Below are 19293 nucleotides of genomic sequence, written 5' to 3' on the forward strand. Positions count from 1 at the left end.
GGCCCTAGATCGCGACCTTGCGGCTCTCATCCAGATAGATTTCGCGCAAACGCGGTGCGACCTTGCCCGGTGTGCCATCGCCCAGAGCCTGCCCGTCAATCTCAACCACGGGCATCACGAAGGTCGAAGCCGACGTGATAAACGCCTCATCCGCCTCGCGCGCCTCTTCGATGGTAAAGTTGCGCTCTTCAACCTCCATCTGCGCCTCTTGGGCAAAGCGCAGAACGGCGGCGCGGGTGATCCCATGGAGGATGTCGTTGGATTTGGCGCGGGTGATGATCTTGTTGCCCTTGACGATATAGGCGTTGTTCGAGGTGCCTTCGGTCACGAACCCATCCTGGATCATCCAGGCATCGTCCGCACCCGCCTTCTTGGCCATCATCTTGCCCATGGACGGGTAAAGCAGTTGCACCGTCTTGATATCACGACGGCCCCACCGGATGTCATCAATGCTGATGACCTTCATGCCGCGCTTGGCCGCCGGATTATCCGCCAGACCGGGTTTGTTCTGAGTAAACAGCACAATGGTGCATGGTGTCGTCTCGGGATCGGGAAAGGCAAAATCACGGTCGTCGGGCGCGCCACGGGTGATCTGGAGGTAGATCATCCCTTCCTCGATCCCGTTTGCCCGCACCAGTTCACGATGCACCTCGAGCAGGTCGTCCTTGGAGATCGGGTTGGCCATATCCAGCGCATCGAGCGAGCGTTGAAGGCGCACCGCATGCCCGTCAAAGTCGATCAGCTTGCCGTCCAGCACTGAGGTCACCTCATAGACGCCATCCGCCATCAAAAACCCACGATCAAAGATCGACACTTTCGCCTCGGTCTCGGGCATATAGTCGCCGTTTACATAGACTGTGCGCATGTTCATCCCCATAGTTCGGACGCAGGCGGGTGGATCCCGGCGTCATCAAAATTCAGCGGTGTTGCCCGGTCTTCGGCCAGGAGCAGCGGGCCGTCAAGATCCACAACCGCCGCACCCTGTGCGACCAGCGTGGCCGGGGCCATCGCAAGGCTTGACCCGACCATGCAGCCCACCATGATGCCATAGCCCTGTGCAATTGCAGCCTCACGCAGGGCCAGCGCCTCGGTCAGGCCGCCCGTCTTGTCGATCTTGATATTGATCATATCGTACTTGCCTTTCAGCGCCGCAAGCGAGGCCCGATCATGGCAGGATTCGTCCGCACAGACCGGGACGGGCCGTGCCATTCCCAACAATGCATCATCATCCCCCGCGGGCAACGGTTGCTCGACCAGATCGACACCAAGACGGACCAGATGCGGAGCGAGATCTGTATAGACCTCCGCCGACCAACCTTCGTTCGCATCCACAATGATGCGGGATGTGGGCGCACCAGCCCGTACCGCCTCAAGCCGGGGCATATCATCGGGCGTGCCCAATTTGATTTTGAGCAAGGGCCGAAACGCATTCTGCGTGGCCTGCGCCTGCATGGCCCCCGGTGTGTCCAAAGACAGGGTATAGGCCGTGATTTCAGGACCCGGCGCTGGCAGTCCAGCCAGCTCCCACGCGCGTTTGCCCGCCTGTTTGGCCTCAAGATCCCACAGCGCGCAATCCACTGCATTGCGGGCCGCACCCGCAGGCAACAGATCATATAAGTCCAAGCGCGACAGATCAGCGGGCAGGCCTTCGATCTCAGCGGTGACACTGTCCAGCGTCTCGCCGTAGCGGGCATAGGGCACACACTCACCCCGCCCCAGATGCAGACCATCCGAGACGGTCACTGTCAGCACTTGCGCCTCGGTCCGGGACCCGCGCGAAATGGTAAAGACCTGTGCCAGTTTGAACACATCCCGGCTCACCTCTATGCGCATCGGTCTTCCCTTCCCTGCTCCAAAAAACCCTACCCCACTTCCCGGCAGGTGGCTGTGCCACCGGCAGGGAAAGATCTCACCACGCGAGATCTCAGATGGTGCTTAGCGCATCAATCAACTTGCCCGCACCAAAGCGGAACGGATCCGTGGCGGGCAGGTTCATGCGATCCTCGATCTCTTGCAAGCAGGCCCGCGCGGCGGCCTCATCCAGCGCCTTGGTGTTGACCGACACACCCGTTACCTGCGCCGCAGGGTTCGCAATCTGGGCAATGGGCAACGCGGTGTCGCGCAATTGCTCAAGCGACGGCAGGCTATAGTGGGGCAGCCCGCGCATATGGGTGCGGGTCGGCTCGTGGCACAACACCAGTGCATCAGGCTGACCACCATGGATCAGCGCCATGGTGACACCGGAATAGGATACGTGGAACAAGCTGCCCTGCCCTTCGATATGATCCCAGTGATCGGCATCGTTGTCCGGGGTCAGGTATTCAACTGCACCGGCCATGAAATCGGCAATGACCGCGTCCAAGGGCACGCCTTTGCCGGTGATCAAAATGCCGGTCTGACCGGTGGCGCGAAAGGTCGATTTCATACCCCGTTTCTGCATTTCGGCATCCATCGACATGGCCGTATACATCTTGCCACAGGAACAGTCGGTGCCGATGGCCAGTGCCCGCTTGCCCGTGCGCCTGACGCCGTTGGCGATGGGATAAGCCACCGATGGGATGCGCACATCATGCAAGGTCCGCCCGTTCACTTTGGCAGCGGCCTGCAACTCATCCTCATTTCGCAGCAGATTGTGCAGACCAGCGGCCAGATCATAGCCCATCTGCAAGGCCTTCACCAAAACCACTTTCCACTCATCTGAAATGATGCCACCGCGATTGGCCACACCAATCACCAGTGTCTTGGCACCAGCCTTCAGTCCCTCTTCGAGGGACAGGTCCGTCAGGCCCATATCCGCGCCACAACCGGGAAGGCGAAGCTGACCCACCGCATTGTTGGGACGCCAATCCTTGATACCTTGTGCAACCTTGGCGGCCAGTTGGTCGGGGGCATCGCCCAAAAACAAGAGATAGGGTGTCTGAATCATAGCGGCCTCCCAAAGGTGTGTGACACCGCAATCTTGCGCATAATGGCTGCAATGACATCGCAAAACGCGCACATAAACATCAAGATCACGAAGTATTTTGCACATTATGAAAAATTTCGCGAATTTCTTGCGTGGTCATGGTCAATCAAAACAGGATCGCCCAAGCCATGCTGCACCTGCACAATCATGCTTGCACCGCCTCGTGTAATTTAATACCTGAACGCACAATTCATACGCAATATTCTTACCGAAAGGCCGCTGCTTATGTCGTTCCGCCTGCAACCCACGCCCCCCGCACGTCCCAATCGCTGCCAATTGTTCGGACCCGGATCACGCCCGGCCATTTTCGAGAAGATGGCAGCCTCGGCGGCGGATGTGATCAACCTCGACCTTGAGGACTCGGTGGCTCCTTCTGACAAGGATAGCGCCCGCGAAAACGTCATCAAGGCAACACATGAGGTTGACTGGGGCAACAAGTTTCTTAGCGTGCGGATCAACGGGCTCGACAGCCCGTATTGGTATCGCGACGTGGTGGACCTGCTGGAACAGGCAAGCGACCGACTTGACCAGATTATGATCCCCAAAGTGGGCAATGCCGCCGACATCTATGCGGTCGATGCGCTTGTGTCGTCCATCGAGGCTGCCAAAGGGCGCACCAAGCCTGTCGCCTTCGAAGTGATCATCGAATCCGCAGCAGGCATCGCCCATGTCGAAGAGATCGCCGCAGCATCGCCCCGCCTGCAAGCGATGAGCCTCGGCGCCGCCGATTTCGCAGCCTCCATGGGCATGCAGACGACAGGGATCGGGGGCACGCAAGCCAATTATTACATGCTGCACGAAGGCCAACAGCACTGGTCCGACCCATGGCACTGGGCGCAAGCGGCCATCGTCGCAGCGTGCCGGACGCACGGAGTCTTGCCTGTCGACGGACCCTTTGGCGACTTCTCGGACGATGAAGGGTTCCGTGCGCAGGCACGGCGGTCCGCCACCTTGGGCATGGTGGGTAAATGGGCGATCCACCCCAAACAGGTGGCCATCTCGAACGAAGTTTTCACGCCATCCGAAGAGGCCGTAAGCGAAGCACGCGACATCCTTGCGGCAATGGAGACGGCCAAGGCCAATGGCGAAGGCGCGACGGTCTACAAAGGGCGGCTTGTGGACATTGCCTCGATCAAACAAGCCGAAGTGATCGTCAAACAATCCGAGATGATCGCGGGGCACTGACGCCCTCAGGGACGGTGGGTGGGGCGTCTTTGCCAAGGGCAAAGCGCGTCACGCGCTGTCCTAATCCGGCCAGACCTTGCGCCCGTCGACCCCGGTTTCGGCAATCAGACCACGACGCTTGGCCTCATAATAATACCCACGGGCATACCACATCACGGCGCGGTCCAGATCGCCGTCCGACACCAACCAGGCCCCACGCAGATAGCGCGTCGCGTATTTCAGATTGGTTTCGGCATCCAGCAGATCGTTCGGCTGGCCGCGAAAGCCCATGCTGCGGGCGGTCGCAGGCAATATCTGCATCAACCCGTAATAAGGGCCGTTGCGCGCGCCGGGTCGATGGGTGCTTTCCCGGATCACCACCTTCTGAACCAGCGCAACGGGGATATCATTGGTCGCTGCCGCCGCCTCGATCTGGGCGCGCAATTGCGGCGTCTCGTTGGGATAAAGCGGAACAGCGGGCACCGACTCTGGGGCCGGGGCGGATGTGCAGGCAGCCAACGTGACCGCAATCAAAAGGACAAACCATTTCATGGGCGCGCCCTAGCATGAAGGCCACAATCCTGCCCAGCCGGAAACGCCCCCGATCAGCAATGTTTTGCCAATTGACCCACACAGACGTGATTGGGAATCACGCACGCCACCATGTTCACTGCGCCAAACCCGTCAGGAGACCGCTATGTACCGCACCCTTGTCGCCCTTGCCCTTATTCTGTGTGCAGGCACGTCGCATGCCGAAATGGCCCTGCGTGACGGATGGGCGGTGACGCCCACGACCAAATCCTACGACATCCTGATTGATGACGTGAAAAAGGCGGCCAAAGCCAACAAGATGGGCGTCGTGACCCAAGCCGGGCCAACCGGAGCCGCCGCGAACCGCGGCATCACGATCCCCGGCAATCGGGTGATCGGCCTGTTCAACAACCTCTACGCAGTCGAAGTACTTAGCCTGTCGACAGCCGCAATGATCGAAGCCCCCATTCGGATCTATGTCACTGAAAACGAGGATGAAACAGCCACCCTCAGCTACAAGTTACCCTCGACAGTCTTTGCGCCCTACATCGCAGAGGCCGGACCCGAACTGGAACGCATTGCGGGTGAATTGGACGCAATCTTTGCCGATATCAGCGCGCAAGCCACGCAACAGCACTAGGCCCGCTCGTCCTTGGGCGAGCCCATCACCACATAGGACGTGATCCCGTTCACCTGAGGCAAGGCACCCAGCATGTCGGTGTGAAACGTCTTGTAGCTGGGTAGGTCAGCGCATTCGATGCGCAGCAGATACTCAATGGTCCCGGTGATGTTGTGGCATTCGCGCACTTCAGGCGCGCGCGAGATGGCACGTTCAAACGCTTCCTGACTGGCCTTTGAGTGGTTGTTGAGGCCGACGCCGATATAGGCCACAAACCCCGACCCCAGCTTGGTCCGGTCCAGTACAGCGCGGTAGCCGGTGATGATCCCGGCGCGTTCCAATTCCTGCACGCGGCGCAAACACGCCGAGGGGGACAGGCCCACGCGGTCGGCCAGCTCGATATTGCTGATACGACCATCTCGACCGAGCTCACGCAATATCCGTTCGCTTATCTCGTCCATTTTAACCATATATTGCGAAAATAGATCTGCTTAGCTGAATTTCGCAACCATAAATCGCATATAGACGGTCACTTATTGCAGCATGACACTTGATCTTCTCTCTGCCCTTGCGGCTTTTGCCTTTGTCAGTTCGATCACGCCGGGGCCAAACAACCTGATGCTGATGGCGTCGGGGGCCAATTTCGGGTTTCGCCGCACGATCCCGCATATGTTGGGGGTCGGGCTGGGCTTTGTGTTTATGGTGATGCTGGTCGGTGCGGGTCTGATCCAGATATTTGATGCCTATCCGCTCAGCCACACCATCCTCAAAGTCGGGTCGGTCGCCTATCTGCTGTTTCTGGCATGGAAGATCGCAACTGCCGCACCGGTCCGCGACGGGCAGGGTCAGGGCACGCCAATGACCTTTCTGCAAGCCGCCGCCTTTCAGTGGATCAATCCCAAGGCGTGGACGATGGCCCTGACAGCCGTGACGGTCTACACGCCCGACACGACCCTTTGGGCGATTGGGATTGTGGCATTGGTCTTTGGAGCGATCAACCTGCCCGCTGTCAGCTCATGGACCGTGCTTGGCCGACAAATCGCGCGCGTGCTGACCAATCCCGCCCGCTTGACGGCGTTCAACTGGACCATGGCGGCGCTATTGATTGCCTCGCTTTATCCGGTCGTTTTCCCCTGAATATTGCAAATCCCCTGCGGCCCGGCCATATATCGCCAAACCGCATCGGGAGCGCTGTGTGACGCAATATCTGGAATTCGAAAAGCCATTGGCTGAAATTGAGGGCAAAGCAGAGGAACTGCGCGCCCTTGCCCGCCAAAGCGAAGATATGGATGTCACCGATGAGGCGGCAGCGCTGGATGCCAAGGCGATCTCTTTGCTGGATGACCTTTACAAGGATCTGACACCTTGGCGGAAATGTCAGGTCGCCCGACACCCCGAGCGGCCCCATTGCGTGGACTACATTGACGCGCTGTTCACCGAATATACGCCTTTGGCCGGGGATCGGAACTTTGCCGATGACCACGCGGTCATGGGCGGCCTCGCCCGGTTTGAGGATCGCCCGGTGGTCGTCATCGGCCACGAGAAAGGCAACGACACCAAATCACGGATCGAGCGTAACTTTGGCATGGCCCGTCCCGAAGGCTATCGCAAGGCGATCCGGCTGATGGACATCGCACATCGGTTCGGGTTGCCAGTAATCACATTGGTTGACACGCCCGGCGCATATCCCGGCAAAGGGGCAGAAGAGCGCGGCCAATCCGAGGCCATCGCACGGTCTACCGAAAAGTGCCTGCAAATCGGCGTGCCACTGGTGTCGGTGGTGATCGGTGAAGGTGGCTCTGGCGGCGCGGTTGCATTTGCCACTGCCAACCGTGTCGCGATGCTGGAGCACTCGGTCTATTCGGTGATCAGCCCCGAAGGCTGTGCGTCGATCCTTTGGAAAGACGCCGAAAAGATGCGCGAGGCGGCAGAAGCCCTGCGTCTGACGGCACAGGACCTCAAACAGCTGAATGTGATCGACCGGATTATTCCTGAATCCGTCGGCGGCGCACATCGTCATCCTGAGGCGACAATGGCAGCCGTCAGTTCAGCCATCGCTGCGATGTTGCAGGATCTTGACTCCAAGGACCCGGCAGCCCTGATTTCGGATCGGCGCAACAAGTTCCTTGATCTGGGGTCCAAAGGCCTCGCGGCCTGATCAGCCAAAGGCGTGGATGCTCGCACTTTGCCACACGATCTGGCCAGGCAGTTCCAGATGCACCTCTGCCCCATGGCCTGAGTGTGGCGGAACAATACTGACCGCCCCACCGTGTGAACGCGCGAGTTTGCTGATGCCCACCAGTCCGAACCCGGATTCATCCGACCCGCGCCCCGGTCCAGCCGCGATGGCCGCCGCGGAAAAGCCCGGCCCGTCGTCGCATACCGAAAACCGGAGCCGCTGTGCATTCATCTCTTCGACCTGAACAGAGACCCGGCGCGGTGTGTTTGGCCCATGCTTGAACGCGTTGTCGATCAGATTGCGCAACACGATTTGGACAGCCGCATAGTCGGTGTCCACGAACAACCGATCATAGGATATGCTGTGCATCCTCTGCGGATCCAGCAACACCAAGACATCGTCGCATAATGCGCCCAGATCGAACACCCGGTTGTGCCCTTGCGCATCCGGTGCCATCGCCCGCTGCATAATGTCCGAAATCACCTCAAGCGCCTGATCAGCAAGGGCGTCGATCATGTCGATCAATTGGATCTTCCCATCGCCGTGATCCACAAAATCGATCCGCATCACATCGGCCAGTGACTTGAGGTTTCCGACCGGGCTGCGCAGGTCATGGGCGGCCATGCAGATCAAATCCTGCATTTCATGGGCCGCCGCCAGCGTCATGGTCTGTTCCGTCAGCCGGGCACGTTCCCGCGTGATATCGCGCGACAAGCCGACCATGTGCGTCATCTGCCCCTCGGCATCATGTACCGGGTGCAATTGGGTATGCACCCATGTCTGTTGCGTGCCGATGGGTAACGCGATTTCATACTCGACCGCCTCCCCACCTTCCCAGGCTTTGCATTGGCGTCGAAACACGGAATACGCGGCCCGCCCCGTAAATAGATCATAGGCCGGCCGCCCGACAATTTGATCCAGTGTCAGCCCAAGCCGATCACGCACCGCCTGATTTGCAAACCCATAAACCGGAAACCCGTTCTCGCCCGCCACCAATACAAATACCGGCTGATCCACAAAGTCATAGGGGCTGAAATCAATGGATGACATGGCGCGACTCCTCCGTCGACGCCGGTATACCGCACGGGCACCTACCAAAGCTTTAACGCATCAGCTTGCCAGCATCCTCAACCCTTGGGTGACATCGGAACGGACGGCAAGGCGCAGGCCCGGCTCGTCCCCTGCACGCAAGGCTGCAATAATCAATCGGTGATAATGGGGCGGTTCGGTGCGCCGCAATCGTCCGTAAAGTGCCCTCATGGTTGGCCCCATTTGCAGCCACACCGTTTCGGACATCGCCAGCATCGCAGGGGCTTGGGCGCGCAGATAAAGGGTACGGTGAAATTCAAGGTTCGTGCGGATGTAGCTGACCGCATCCCGGTGCGCGACCGCTTCGGCGACGGCCCCGTTGATGGTTTGCAACCGCTCGATCAGGGCAAGGTGCGCGCGTGGCAAGGCGCGGGTGGCCAGTTCAACCTCGATCAAGGCCCGCAAGGCGGCCAGTTCCTCGATCCGTTCGTTGGACAACTCTGGCGTTGACACGCGTCCCGAGGGCGACAGCGTCAGCGCCCCTTCGGCCACCAGCCGGCGCACCGCCTCGCGCGCGGGGGTCATCGACACGTCGTATTGCTTGCCGATCCCACGCAAGGTCAGCGCATGACCCGGTGGAATATCGCCGTGCATGATCCGCGTGCGCAAGCGACGATAAACCCGGTCATGGGCGGCGGTCGTGGCATCGCGGGGGCGGAGGTTTGGCTGCATATGCGTTTGTGATCACAAACCCGCCAGGCCGTCAATCACCGAAGCGATATCGGTGCAGCGCGTTACCTTCCGTCTTAAGCCACCGCCGCACGGCCTTGTAGGGGCCATGGATCCGCTCGACCTCGGCCCAGAACGCGGGCGAGTGGTTCATTTGTGCCAGATGGGCGACCTCGTGGGCAGCGACATAGTTCAGCACCTCGGGCGGGGCGAGGATCAGCCGCCAGGAGTACATCAGCCGACCTTGCGACGAACACGACCCCCACCGGGACCGGGTATCGCGGATCGTGATGCACGAATAACCGACCCCGAGGCGGCGCGCATAGGCATCGCTTTGGGTTGCCAGCTGATCCCGTGCGCGCGCCTTGAGAAACCCCAATGTCCGGCGCGCGGCGGTGTCGGATCGGCCGGGCACAATCAACGCGTCCCCCTCAAGTCGAATACCGCGCCCCGTCCCCTGCACAAGAGTTCGCACCTGCCCCTCAACCGGCAAGGACGCGCCAAGGCCAACAACGCTTTCCTGAGGTCGGGAGGCTAGGTGGCGGGCAATCCAGTCGCGTTTTTCGGCAGCAAAGGCCAACGCATCGCGTTCCGACACCCGATGTGGCAGCGTCAGTGTCACCCGCCCATCAAGTTGCGAGATACGCAATGTGATCCGGCGGGCCCGGGCCGAACGCCGCAGCGTCAGTGCAATGTCGGGGTCCCCTTGAAGGACACGTTCATCCATCCCATCTTCCCCATCTGACCATAAGGCTTTGACTCCGTCCCGGCCTTATGGCACTTGCCCAGAATCGCCGCAATATGGACGGCCTGTTTGCGCATCCGCGCCGGGGCCTGCACTGTTAGACAAGGATCTCGCATGCCAAAGGAAGAATGGGGCACCAAGCGCCTGTGCCCAACCACCGGTAAACGGTTTTACGACATGAACCGCACACCCATCATCAGCCCCTACACGGGTGAAGCGGTGCAGCTGGACAGCACCAAAACCCGCATGATCGCCGCTGACGCCGAAGACGCGGTCACAGCCAAAGCCAAGGCCACAACCGCGACCGAGGACGAAGATCAAGTGCTGGACGATGATGACGTCGAAGTTGATTTGGACGATGATCTGCTGGATGACGATGATGACGACGAGGACACAGTCCCGCTCGAAGAAATCGCAGACGTGGCCACGGATGACGACGACTCGTAAATCGACCCTGCATGCGGGATCTTTTTCGCTTGATCCCGCAGTGCAAAGCGCCTAATCAGCGGCGCACGGCTGGCAACAGCCACCCAAGAATGGGGCATTAGCTCAGCTGGGAGAGCGCCTGCATGGCATGCAGGAGGTCAGCGGTTCGATCCCGCTATGCTCCACCATTCTTGAACCACTCCCCGGCATTTCGCAGACCACGAACCGCAGATGCGGACTGACGTGCAGCGGCCAAGGCCGCTAAACTTCACCAATCCTGATTTCCTCGAGATCAGACCATCACGCGGATTTGGAGGTGGATGAGCATGTTAAGGCCAAAGCCAGCCCAGAAAGCCAACAGGTCCCAAATCGAACCCTCAGCTTTCCTTCATCGCGATGTTCAGCAACGCACGATATTGCTCACTTCCGGTCTCAAGCTCTTTCTTTGTGCCAATGGACACTAAACGCCCCTCATCCAGCAGCAAGATGCGGTCGACATAATCAAGCGTGGCGGGGCGGTGCGTCACGAACAGAACCGTTTTGTGATCTAGCTCCTTGGTCACATTTTCCAGCACTTGCTTTTCGGTTTCGACGTCCAGGGCGCTGGTCGCCTCATCAAAAACGCAGATATCCGCATCTTTGACCAAAGCGCGTGCAATACCGATCCGCTGCTTCTGTCCACCTGACAGCGACGAGCCATTCGGGCCAACGACGGTTTGCAGGCCAGCGGGCATATTGCCCAATGTTTCAGTCAAGGCCGCACGACGGGCGGCACGTTCCACATCTTCGTCAGACGCGCCCGCATTGCCGTCCCGGATGTTCTCGAGGATCGTACTGTCGAACAAGAAGACGTCCTGACTGATCAGCGCGGTGGCTGCGCGCATGGATTCATTGGAGATATCAGACGCATTGTATCCCCCGATACGGATGGTGCCGCCGGTTGGGTCATGAAATCGCGGAACCAGGTCGATCAGCGTGCTTTTGCCAGAGCCGGATCGCCCGATAATAGCTACCTTTTCCCCCGCTTTGATGTCGAAGGACACGTTTCGCAGGGCCAGCTTCGCGATGAGACGCGTGGAATACGCAAGCGCCCCGGTGAACCCGGCAACGCCATGCATGCAGATGATGGACAATGCGTACAGTTTCCAGCGCGGCGGCTGCGCCTCGCGTATCAGGCGGATACCTGTCGCTGTTGTTTCCCGTCCCGTGATACTCTTGGAACTGCTTTCCGGCGCGATCATGCTGCACTCTGCATGCGGATTGGAGTTTGGGCGCTACGCATCGCATGAACTCGGGGCGATGGCGATGGCTGGAGGTTTGTATCGTTGATCTGATCCGACGACATCCGCTGTCCGCTCGCGCTGTATATCGGCTTCCTGCCTACAGACGTCAATGCACATGACCTGACGAAACGCACAACTGCTGCATATGATGTTAATGCGCAGCCTAGGCTGTCCCCTTAAATTCATCCGCGCGTCGGGGCTCGGCGGGCATTTTGTTCATGTCCGAAACGGCACGGTCCGCGCTCATCATCAGCGGCCAAAAGCCCGGAAGCCCATCATATGGGTGAAAACGAGGCTTTGTGTGTGCGATGCTTTCATCCCCCGCCTGCGTGGTCGCCTCCATGCCGAGGCTGTCTGCGAGCATCGCAAGCGGCGCGTATCGATCCTCGTCAAAATCCAAACCTTGGTTGTGCGGCCACTCAGCCCCACGATGCGACAGAAACCACGCGACCCCTTTACGTAATCTGGCGAACTCAGGCTGATGTTCCAGCGCGAAACCACAGGACTGATAAAGGCGATACAGGCTCAGCCAACCACTCAGATTGAACGCACAGTGATGCTGCGCCGCTGATCGCTGCAATTCTTGAGGCTGACGACCCTCATCGTCAAAATGGGCTTCCAGACGCGCGGTGGATTTCAGATAACAGTCCATCAACGTATCAACATCGCCAAGAAAGGCGGCGATGGAGGCGAGTTGGAGGTCATGGAACATACCAAGATTGTTCGGAGTGCGACACGCACCCCTGCCCTGCGCACTGCCCAAAAGCCAATCGCGATACGGGCGCAGCCAGTCCGCCATTTCCGCACTCAGATCCGGATCATCCAACATCCGCACCCCGTCCAGCAGATACGCAATATCCTTGAACGCGATGATCCCGGCTTTGTCGCCATTGTTCTCATTGTGCCCCCGACGCACCTGCGCATAACGAAGATGGGGGGTCATCGCGGTTTTCTGGTCCAGAAACCACGCCTTGATCAGGCGGCGGGCATGATCGCGATATTGCGGTGCGCCAAAGGCCACCCATGCAAGACTGCACGCCGTTGCATCATCAAACACATGCTGCAACCGAGTTCGGTCGAAGGCGTCACTGTCCGGGGTGTAAAGCACTGTGCCGGGCAGTCGCTCCCCGGTGCGCTGGACATATGGGGCGTCATCCCTACGTTGCGCGTCAGGCCACCAATAAGGCGCAAGCTCGAGATAATCACCCTTGTCCCTACTTGGCGCGGTCTCGGTCTTGTCGAACACCGAGAACGGGCCACGCCCGAGCGCAGAATCCGCCGCCTCACGCAAACGCCTGCTGTGATCTGAGGTCGGGTTTTGCCCAAGGTGCGCCACGGTGTCCCTGTCATAAAACACCGGATGTCGGAGGTCGTAGCCGCGGCGTTCCATGACCTGCCGATCGAGCGACCTGAGTTGGGCAACAATTGCGTCATTGCGCGCAAACCCACGTTCTCTCAACGAGTCATAACCATCGGTTTCCAGCGCGACCTGCCCCGAGGCAAGACGGCGCACCATGCCAGCGCGCCCCACCAAATGGGACGCCGGAACACGGGGGTTTGCCCTGATATCCCACGGATCCATCCGGGTCCTCATCCATGGACCCTCGACCCCGAGGCGGGCCAGCAATTCGACCTTGGGACGACGCCCATATGGGAACGCCTCGTCGTAGCGTTCCCTGGCATCGAACCGGAAAGCAAGCTGTGGTTCTTCCCCGGCCTGTTGAGGGGTCATCGGATCGAAGGCCGACGCGTTGGACCCGAGACGGGCCATGGGCACGACAAAGTACCTCAGCGCCTCCTGTGCCTCGATCGAGGTTGTTATCCCGGCCCAGTCATCTGACGTGACAAAGCAATTGCCGTCCCATGGCAGCACCCACTTCGCATCGGCTAGCCCCCATTCCAACGCAGCATTGCGCGCGCCGTTGTTGTGCATCGCATAGATATTCTTGAGCCGATAGATCGCGGCCAAGGCCCTGCTGCGGTCCTTGTCGTCCAATTGGTCGAAGTCGTCGTCAAAAATATAGCTGGCTGTCGGGAATTGAGCGACATCCAGTGGCGCTTTCTCATAGTCCTCCGATACGAAAGGAAAGCGCTTGTACGCATGTCCGGCGGCATCGATCGCCTTGATGATCCGGGCTTCCTGCTCTGCATCCCGTATCCGGTTGAGCACCCACATTTTCGTGCAGTTGGGGAACTCGGGTTCGTTGTTCAGGATGAACTGCACATTCTGGAGAGACTGCCCGACAGCATGGCGCGGCGGCAAGTCATTCCCCACTATTCGGATAAGTGCATAGGTGTGAGGCCGGGCCCGCGATGCCGCTTCGGCCATGTCGTCCGTCTCTGGCTTCGGGACTGTGGAGGGCGAGACGAAATACGAGGCACTTCCGGAGAGCCCACGCGGTTTTGTGCGCGCCTTTTTGCCATTGGTCACCGCCTTTACGGCCACGATGGGCAGCACGATGGGCAAGGTCCCGAGCAAAAGCAAACCCCAGCCCAAGCGTGCGACACCCTGCGCAGACCGCAATTTCCATTTCAGGCGAAAGAAAAACGCCTTGGCCTTGGATGCCATAGACTTACCTCGGGTCACATTCAGACCTTGTCCCTACTGAATGATCACTCAAGGGTCCAGCATCAGCCGGGCGCTTCAGCACCGCGACCATATGATTTGTCGCTAAAACAAGCGCTGTTTCGTACGCATTCCAGGACAGAGGCGGGATCAAGCTGGTGCCGGAGATATTACCAGAGGGGCGACCCGGACACTGCGAACCGCCCCTCTTTGTGGTTGCCTATTCGGGCGCTTTGGTGGTGCGCAGATAGGGCAGCACAGTTGTGAATTCGCCAAACTTCGCCTTTGCATCTTCGTCCGAAACGGTTGCGGGGATGATCACATCATCACCCACATTCCAGTTCGCAGGTGTCGCCACCCCCTTGCCCGTCGAGGTTTGCAAACCATCAAGCGCGCGCAGCACCTCGGCAAAGTTGCGGCCAACTGTCATCGGATAGGTCATCGACAGCTTCAATTGCTTGTCGGGGCCAATGATAAAGACCGAGCGCACGGTGGCACTATCTGCAGGCGTGCGGCCATCGGGCAGGTAGGCCTCGGCGGGCAGCATATCGAACGCCTTTGAGACCTCGAGGCCGGAATCGGCGATGATCGGGAATCCGGCGGTGGTACCGGCGACCTTTTCGATGTCACCTTTCCATTTCTTGTGGTCCTCGACACCATCCACTGACACGCCAATGACTTTGGTGCCGCGCCTGGCCCATTCGTCAGCCAGCTGAGCGACCACACCGAATTCGGTTGTGCAGACGGGCGTAAAGTCCTTGGGGTGAGAAAACAGGATCGCCCAGCTGTCCCCGATCCAGTCATGCAGCGAAATCGTGCCGTGGTCTGTTTCGACCGTCAAATCCGGGATCGTGTCGTTAATGCGCAAACCCATGGTGTCCTCCGTCGGGAATAATTGGTGTTGCAAAGTAACCTAAGGCATCACGCAGGTGTTTTCATCCCCTGATGTGTGGGCCCACTTGTGGGCACGCCCCAGCGGTGTCAGAGTTTTGCCAAACGTCAACGAAAGGCTCAGCCATGCTCGAAAAACGCGACTTTTACATCAACGGCCAATGGGTCGCCCCGCAAAACGGCACGGACCACCATGTGATCGACCCCTCGACAGAGGAACCAACGGCCGTGATCTCGCTTGGGGGTGCCGAAGATACGGAGGCCGCGATTGCGGCGGCCAAGGCGGCGTTTCCCGCGTGGATGGCAACGCCCGTTGCAGAGCGAATCGCGTTGGTCGAAAAACTGATCAGCGTGTACGAGGCCCGCGCCGAGGACCTGGCAGGCGCAATGTCCGCCGAAATGGGCGCGCCGATAGACATGTCGCGCAGCCAGCAGGTCGGCGCAGGCACGTGGCACCTCAGGAACTTCATTGATGCAGCCAAAGGGTTCGACTTCGATCACGCTTTGGGCGATCACGCCCCCAACGACCGGATCATCCACGAACCGGTGGGGGTTGCGGCCCTTATCACGCCGTGGAACTGGCCGATGAACCAGATAACCCTCAAGGTCGGGGCTGCCGCCATTGCGGGGTGCACGATGATCCTGAAGCCAAGCGAAGAATCGCCCCTGAACGCCGTTATCTTTGCCGAGATGATGCATGAGGCGGGCTTTCCATCGGGTGTGTTCAATATGCTGAACGGTGATGGCCCCGGTGTGGGTACAACCCTGTCGGGTCACCCGGATGTGGATATGGTCAGCTTTACCGGCTCGTCCCGCGCGGGCCGCCTGATTTCCAAGAATGCGGCTGAGACGCTGAAACGCGTGCACCTCGAATTGGGGGGCAAAGGGGCCAACCTGATCTTTGAGGATGCGGATGAAAAGGCCGTCAAACGTGGCGTGCTGCACATTATGAACAACACAGGCCAGTCCTGTAACGCACCATCGCGGATGCTGGTGCAGCGCTCGAAATATGACGCTGCTGTGCAAGAGGCTGCGGAGGTGGCAGGCAAAGTTACTGTCGGCCCCGCAAGCAAGGAAGGGCGCCATATCGGCCCCGTCGTGAACGAAGTGCAATGGAACAAGATCCAGGATCTGATCCAGAAAGGCATTGATGAGGGGGCCAGGCTGGTCGCCGGTGGCACGGGCCGCCCCGACGGTTTCAACAAAGGGTTCTATGTGCGCCCGACCGTGTTCGCGGACGTCAACAACGACATGACCATCGCCCGCGAAGAGATCTTTGGGCCCGTCCTATCCATTATCCCCTTCGATACCGAAGAAGAGGCTGTCAAAATTGCCAATGACACGCCTTATGGCCTGACCAACTATGTTCAGACCCAGGATGGCGCGCGGCTGAACCGGATGGCCATGCAGTTGCGATCCGGCATGGTGGAAATGAACGGCACCTCCCGCGCGGCGGGGTCACCGTTTGGGGGGATGAAGCAATCAGGCAACGGGCGCGAGGGCGGCATTTGGGGGATCGAAGATTTCCTCGAAGTGAAATCCGTTTCCGGTTGGTCGACAGATTGATGGGCTGAGGGGGCGCTGCCCCCGCCCTGCGGGCCCCCCGAGGTATTTGTGGCGAAAGGAAGAGGCGGGCGACGCTTTCGTGTGCTCCGGTCTGCCAAGTTGGGGTGATGGTGCCAGTGCTGGCAGGTCAGAACGGCGTGGGTTGTCGGAACCGCATCATCTTGGCGCTGTCGGGATGTTTGATCCGCAACTCTTCGGAATGCAGCATCAACCGCTCGAACGCCAGTGCATCCCCAGTGGCGTAGAACGGATCGCCCAGGATCGGATGTCCGAGTGCGAGCATATGGACCCGCAGTTGATGGCTCCGCCCGGTCTTGGGCATCAGCCGCACTCGGCTCTCGGCTTCACTATCGCGCAGCACTCGCCAGTCGGTGATCGCGGGTTTGCCCGTCTCGTGGTTCACATGCTGTCTGGGCCGGTTTTCCCAATCCACGATCAGCGGCAGATCGACCCGTCCCGTCTTCGGCGTCAGCCGCCCCCACACCCGCGCCACATAGGTTTTTCTGGCGGCCCTCAGTTCAAACTGCCTGGACAGGAACCGCTGCGCGTGGGGCGTCAGCCCGAACACCATCACACCGCTTGTATCCCGGTCCAGCCGATGCACCAGCAGCGCCTGCGGCCACACCGCCTGTACCCGTGCGATCAAACAGTCCGCCAGATGCGCGCCCTTGCCCGGCACCGACAACAACCCCGAAGGCTTGTCGACCACGAGCATCTCGGCATCATCATGCAGCACCACCAAGGGGTCCTGCGGCGGGGTATAGGTGTCATCCATGCCTGTCGCCTGTCAAATGTGTGCGCTCAGCGCAAGACCCTTCACATTTCAGCGACATCGGCGCGCTGTGCCTGTCAACGGGCGCGCGCATGTGCACTGTGCACCCATGCGTTACATACTTGCCCTGTTTTTTGCCCTTCCTTCCCTTTCCCATGCGGCCTGCGGGCCAGATGCCCCTTGCGAGATCGCGGGTGGATCCTATCACATGCTTGTGCCTGACGGTGTGGCGGATGATGCGCCTGCGCTCGTGTTCTTTCATGGACACAATGCGACCGGGCAGATGATCTTTCGCGGCGGGTTGCGGTCCGAGTTTGCGAGCGCGGGATACGTGCTGATCGCGCCCAACGGCACCCCAATTGAGAGGCGCAATACGCGCCGATGGGCGGGACGCGAGGGCGGCAGCCGCGATGATGTGGCCTTTACCCTTGATGTGATTGCCGACGCGGCAACCCGCGCGTCGATTGATCTGGACCGGGTGTATATCGCGGGCTTTTCAGCGGGAGGGTCCATGGCGTGGTTGATGGCCTGCAAGAGCGCAGAGCGATTTGCCGGCTTTGCGTCCGTATCTGGCGCGCTGCGTCAACCCAATGACACCGCCGACTGCCCCTCTGCCCCTGTCAACTTCCTGCAAATCCACGGCTTTGCCGACAATCAGGTCCCGTTCGAGGGCCGCGCCATTCGGGACTGGCACCAAGGCAGCCTGTGGGACAGCCTGTCCCTCGCGCGCCGTGCCAACCAGTGCCGCAGCCATCCCGACACCATTGCAATCGGCAATCAGTTCCGGTGCCGGACGTGGGATAACAGTTGCGGTGCGGGTGCGATCAGGTTTTGTGAACATGACGGGGCGCATGGCCTGCCCCGTGGCTGGACAACTCTGGCCCGCGAGTGGTTCGAAAGCCGTTAGGTTCGCACGCCCCGCATCTGCCGGATCATCGACACCGAATAGATCACAAGCGCCATCCATATCATCGGAAACGCGATCATGCGCGCCTGTCCAAAAGGTTCCTTGAACACGATCACCGCACATAGGAAGATCATCGTGGGCGCGACGTATTGCAGGATCGCGATGGTCGTCAGCCGCAGCCCCTTGGCCCCGTTGGCATAGAGGATCAGCGGGATGGCCGTGACCGCGCCGCATCCCAGCAACAGCCAGTTTGTTTCCATGTCTCCGACCAGAAACACCCCCTGCCCGGTCCATCCCAGCCAAGCAACATAGGCCAGTGCCGGGATCAGCAGGATCAGCACCTCAAGCAGAAACCCCTGATTCGGCCCGATTGGCAGCTGTTTCTTGGCCAGGGCATAGAACCCCCACGAGACCGTTAGCCCAATGGCCGCCCATGGCACCGACCCTGCCGAGATGGCCAGCACCGCAACCGCGCAGGCCGCGAGGGCAATCGCCACCATTTGCGCGCGTGTCAGCCGTTCGCGCAGGATCAGCGCGCCCAAGGCGACCGAAAACAATGGGTTTATGTAATACCCCAAGGCCGCATCAAGTGCCCGGTCAGACGTGATCGCCCAAACATAGATCCCCCAGTTCACCGTGATCAGCGTCGCCGTCACGCATCCCATTGCCAGCGTGCGTGGGCTGGAAAACGCAGTGCGCAAATCGCCGGTCCGGCGCAGCGCGATCAGCAGAACGCCCGCCAAAGGCACCGACCAGATCACGCGGTGCGCGACCACTTCGGCGGGGCCAACATGGCTGAGTAATTTCATGTAAAGCGGCAAGAACCCCCACAGAATGTAGGCCCCAAGCGCAAAGCCGAGACCCTGCGGCGTATCACCGGAACTTTGGGTCATAGGGAAAGGTCCTTTCGTCCCCTGCCTA

Annotated in this window: 20 protein-coding genes and 1 tRNA gene; 8 read left to right on the plus strand and 13 right to left on the minus strand. The window is 59.8% G+C overall.

Going from position 1 to position 19293, the window contains the following annotated elements:
• Positions 1-4 precede the first annotated feature (4 nt).
• From Q0859_RS01475 to dgcN, 3 genes are all read right to left on the minus strand, one after another.
• Positions 5-865, minus strand: a complete 861-nt coding sequence (locus tag Q0859_RS01475) for a D-amino-acid transaminase (protein ID WP_299147079.1) — start codon at positions 863-865, stop codon at positions 5-7.
• Between the two features lie 2 nt (positions 866-867).
• Positions 868-1833: an N-acetyl-D-Glu racemase DgcA gene (gene dgcA, locus Q0859_RS01480; RefSeq protein ID WP_299147080.1), complete on the minus strand. Its 966-nt coding sequence runs from the start codon at positions 1831-1833 to the stop codon at positions 868-870.
• A 91-nt stretch (positions 1834-1924) separates the two neighbouring features.
• Positions 1925-2926, minus strand: coding sequence for an N-acetyltransferase DgcN (gene dgcN / locus Q0859_RS01485; RefSeq protein ID WP_299147081.1), 1002 nt, complete (start codon positions 2924-2926; stop codon positions 1925-1927).
• A 264-nt stretch (positions 2927-3190) separates the two neighbouring features.
• Here dgcN and Q0859_RS01490 point away from each other — a divergent pair, with 264 nt between their 5' ends.
• Complete coding sequence (locus Q0859_RS01490) at positions 3191-4150, plus strand: L-malyl-CoA/beta-methylmalyl-CoA lyase (protein WP_299147082.1); 960 nt, start codon at positions 3191-3193, stop codon at positions 4148-4150.
• Between the two features lie 60 nt (positions 4151-4210).
• Here the strand turns inward: Q0859_RS01490 and Q0859_RS01495 are convergent, their stop codons facing one another.
• Positions 4211-4681 (minus strand): lytic transglycosylase domain-containing protein, encoded by a 471-nt coding sequence (locus Q0859_RS01495; protein WP_299147083.1) that lies wholly within the window; start codon positions 4679-4681, stop codon positions 4211-4213.
• Between the two features lie 145 nt (positions 4682-4826).
• Between Q0859_RS01495 and Q0859_RS01500 the strand changes: the two genes are divergently transcribed.
• Positions 4827-5300, plus strand: a complete 474-nt coding sequence (locus tag Q0859_RS01500; protein WP_299147085.1) for a DUF302 domain-containing protein — start codon at positions 4827-4829, stop codon at positions 5298-5300.
• On the opposite strand, the gene Q0859_RS01505 is transcribed toward Q0859_RS01500, so the two are convergent.
• Complete coding sequence (locus tag Q0859_RS01505; RefSeq protein WP_299147086.1) at positions 5297-5749, minus strand: Lrp/AsnC family transcriptional regulator; 453 nt, start codon at positions 5747-5749, stop codon at positions 5297-5299. The genes Q0859_RS01500 and Q0859_RS01505 overlap by 4 nt on opposite strands.
• Positions 5750-5822: 73 nt before the next feature.
• Between Q0859_RS01505 and Q0859_RS01510 the strand changes: the two genes are divergently transcribed.
• Positions 5823-6416 carry a LysE family translocator gene (locus Q0859_RS01510; RefSeq protein WP_299147087.1) on the plus strand — a complete coding sequence of 198 codons (594 nt, stop codon included), beginning with the start codon at positions 5823-5825 and terminating at the stop codon, positions 6414-6416.
• A gap of 58 nt (positions 6417-6474) precedes the next feature.
• Positions 6475-7437: an acetyl-CoA carboxylase carboxyltransferase subunit alpha gene (locus Q0859_RS01515; protein ID WP_299147088.1), complete on the plus strand. Its 963-nt coding sequence runs from the start codon at positions 6475-6477 to the stop codon at positions 7435-7437.
• Here the strand turns inward: Q0859_RS01515 and Q0859_RS01520 are convergent, their stop codons facing one another.
• Genes Q0859_RS01520 through Q0859_RS01530 form a run of 3 tightly spaced genes read right to left on the minus strand, consistent with a single transcriptional unit; the run spans position 7438 to position 9943 of the window.
• Positions 7438-8508 carry a PAS domain-containing sensor histidine kinase gene (locus Q0859_RS01520; RefSeq protein ID WP_299147090.1) on the minus strand — a complete coding sequence of 357 codons (1071 nt, stop codon included), beginning with the start codon at positions 8506-8508 and terminating at the stop codon, positions 7438-7440.
• Positions 8509-8568: 60 nt separating this feature from the next.
• A complete protein-coding gene (locus Q0859_RS01525) occupies positions 8569-9219 on the minus strand; it encodes a GntR family transcriptional regulator (RefSeq protein ID WP_299147091.1) in 651 nt (216 codons plus the stop codon).
• A 31-nt stretch (positions 9220-9250) separates the two neighbouring features.
• The gene (locus Q0859_RS01530; protein ID WP_299147092.1) at positions 9251-9943 is read right to left on the minus strand and encodes a SprT family zinc-dependent metalloprotease; all 693 of its coding nucleotides are present in this window, start codon (positions 9941-9943) and stop codon (positions 9251-9253) included.
• Positions 9944-10075: 132 nt separating this feature from the next.
• On the opposite strand from Q0859_RS01530, the gene Q0859_RS01535 reads away from it, so the two are divergent.
• On the plus strand, positions 10076-10408 hold the full coding sequence (locus Q0859_RS01535) for a TIGR02300 family protein (RefSeq protein ID WP_299147093.1): 333 nt from the start codon (positions 10076-10078) through the stop codon (positions 10406-10408).
• A gap of 91 nt (positions 10409-10499) precedes the next feature.
• Positions 10500-10575 (plus strand) — tRNA-Ala (locus Q0859_RS01540).
• A gap of 189 nt (positions 10576-10764) precedes the next feature.
• On the opposite strand, the gene Q0859_RS01545 is transcribed toward Q0859_RS01540, so the two are convergent.
• The 3 genes from Q0859_RS01545 to Q0859_RS01555 form a co-directional block, all read right to left on the minus strand.
• The gene (locus Q0859_RS01545; protein WP_299147094.1) at positions 10765-11628 is read right to left on the minus strand and encodes an ATP-binding cassette domain-containing protein; all 864 of its coding nucleotides are present in this window, start codon (positions 11626-11628) and stop codon (positions 10765-10767) included.
• A gap of 205 nt (positions 11629-11833) precedes the next feature.
• Positions 11834-14239: an alginate lyase family protein gene (locus Q0859_RS01550; RefSeq protein WP_299147095.1), complete on the minus strand. Its 2406-nt coding sequence runs from the start codon at positions 14237-14239 to the stop codon at positions 11834-11836.
• 217 nt (positions 14240-14456) lie between these two features.
• Positions 14457-15110 carry a peroxiredoxin gene (locus tag Q0859_RS01555; RefSeq protein ID WP_299147096.1) on the minus strand — a complete coding sequence of 218 codons (654 nt, stop codon included), beginning with the start codon at positions 15108-15110 and terminating at the stop codon, positions 14457-14459.
• A gap of 143 nt (positions 15111-15253) precedes the next feature.
• Here Q0859_RS01555 and Q0859_RS01560 point away from each other — a divergent pair, with 143 nt between their 5' ends.
• On the plus strand, positions 15254-16693 hold the full coding sequence (locus Q0859_RS01560) for an aldehyde dehydrogenase family protein (protein ID WP_299147097.1): 1440 nt from the start codon (positions 15254-15256) through the stop codon (positions 16691-16693).
• Positions 16694-16820: 127 nt separating this feature from the next.
• Here Q0859_RS01560 and Q0859_RS01565 read toward each other — a convergent pair whose 3' ends face one another.
• Positions 16821-17468, minus strand: coding sequence for a pseudouridine synthase (locus Q0859_RS01565; protein WP_299147098.1), 648 nt, complete (start codon positions 17466-17468; stop codon positions 16821-16823).
• Between the two features lie 106 nt (positions 17469-17574).
• On the opposite strand from Q0859_RS01565, the gene Q0859_RS01570 reads away from it, so the two are divergent.
• Positions 17575-18372, plus strand: coding sequence for an alpha/beta fold hydrolase (locus tag Q0859_RS01570; protein WP_299147099.1), 798 nt, complete (start codon positions 17575-17577; stop codon positions 18370-18372).
• On the opposite strand, the gene rarD is transcribed toward Q0859_RS01570, so the two are convergent.
• Positions 18369-19265, minus strand: a complete 897-nt coding sequence (rarD, locus tag Q0859_RS01575) for an EamA family transporter RarD (RefSeq protein WP_299147100.1) — start codon at positions 19263-19265, stop codon at positions 18369-18371. The two genes, Q0859_RS01570 and rarD, sit on opposite strands and share 4 nt — an antisense overlap.
• Positions 19266-19293 lie beyond the last annotated feature (28 nt).

It is taken from the genome of uncultured Tateyamaria sp. (genome assembly GCF_947497045.1).
In the GTDB taxonomy this organism is placed as follows: domain Bacteria; phylum Pseudomonadota; class Alphaproteobacteria; order Rhodobacterales; family Rhodobacteraceae; genus Tateyamaria.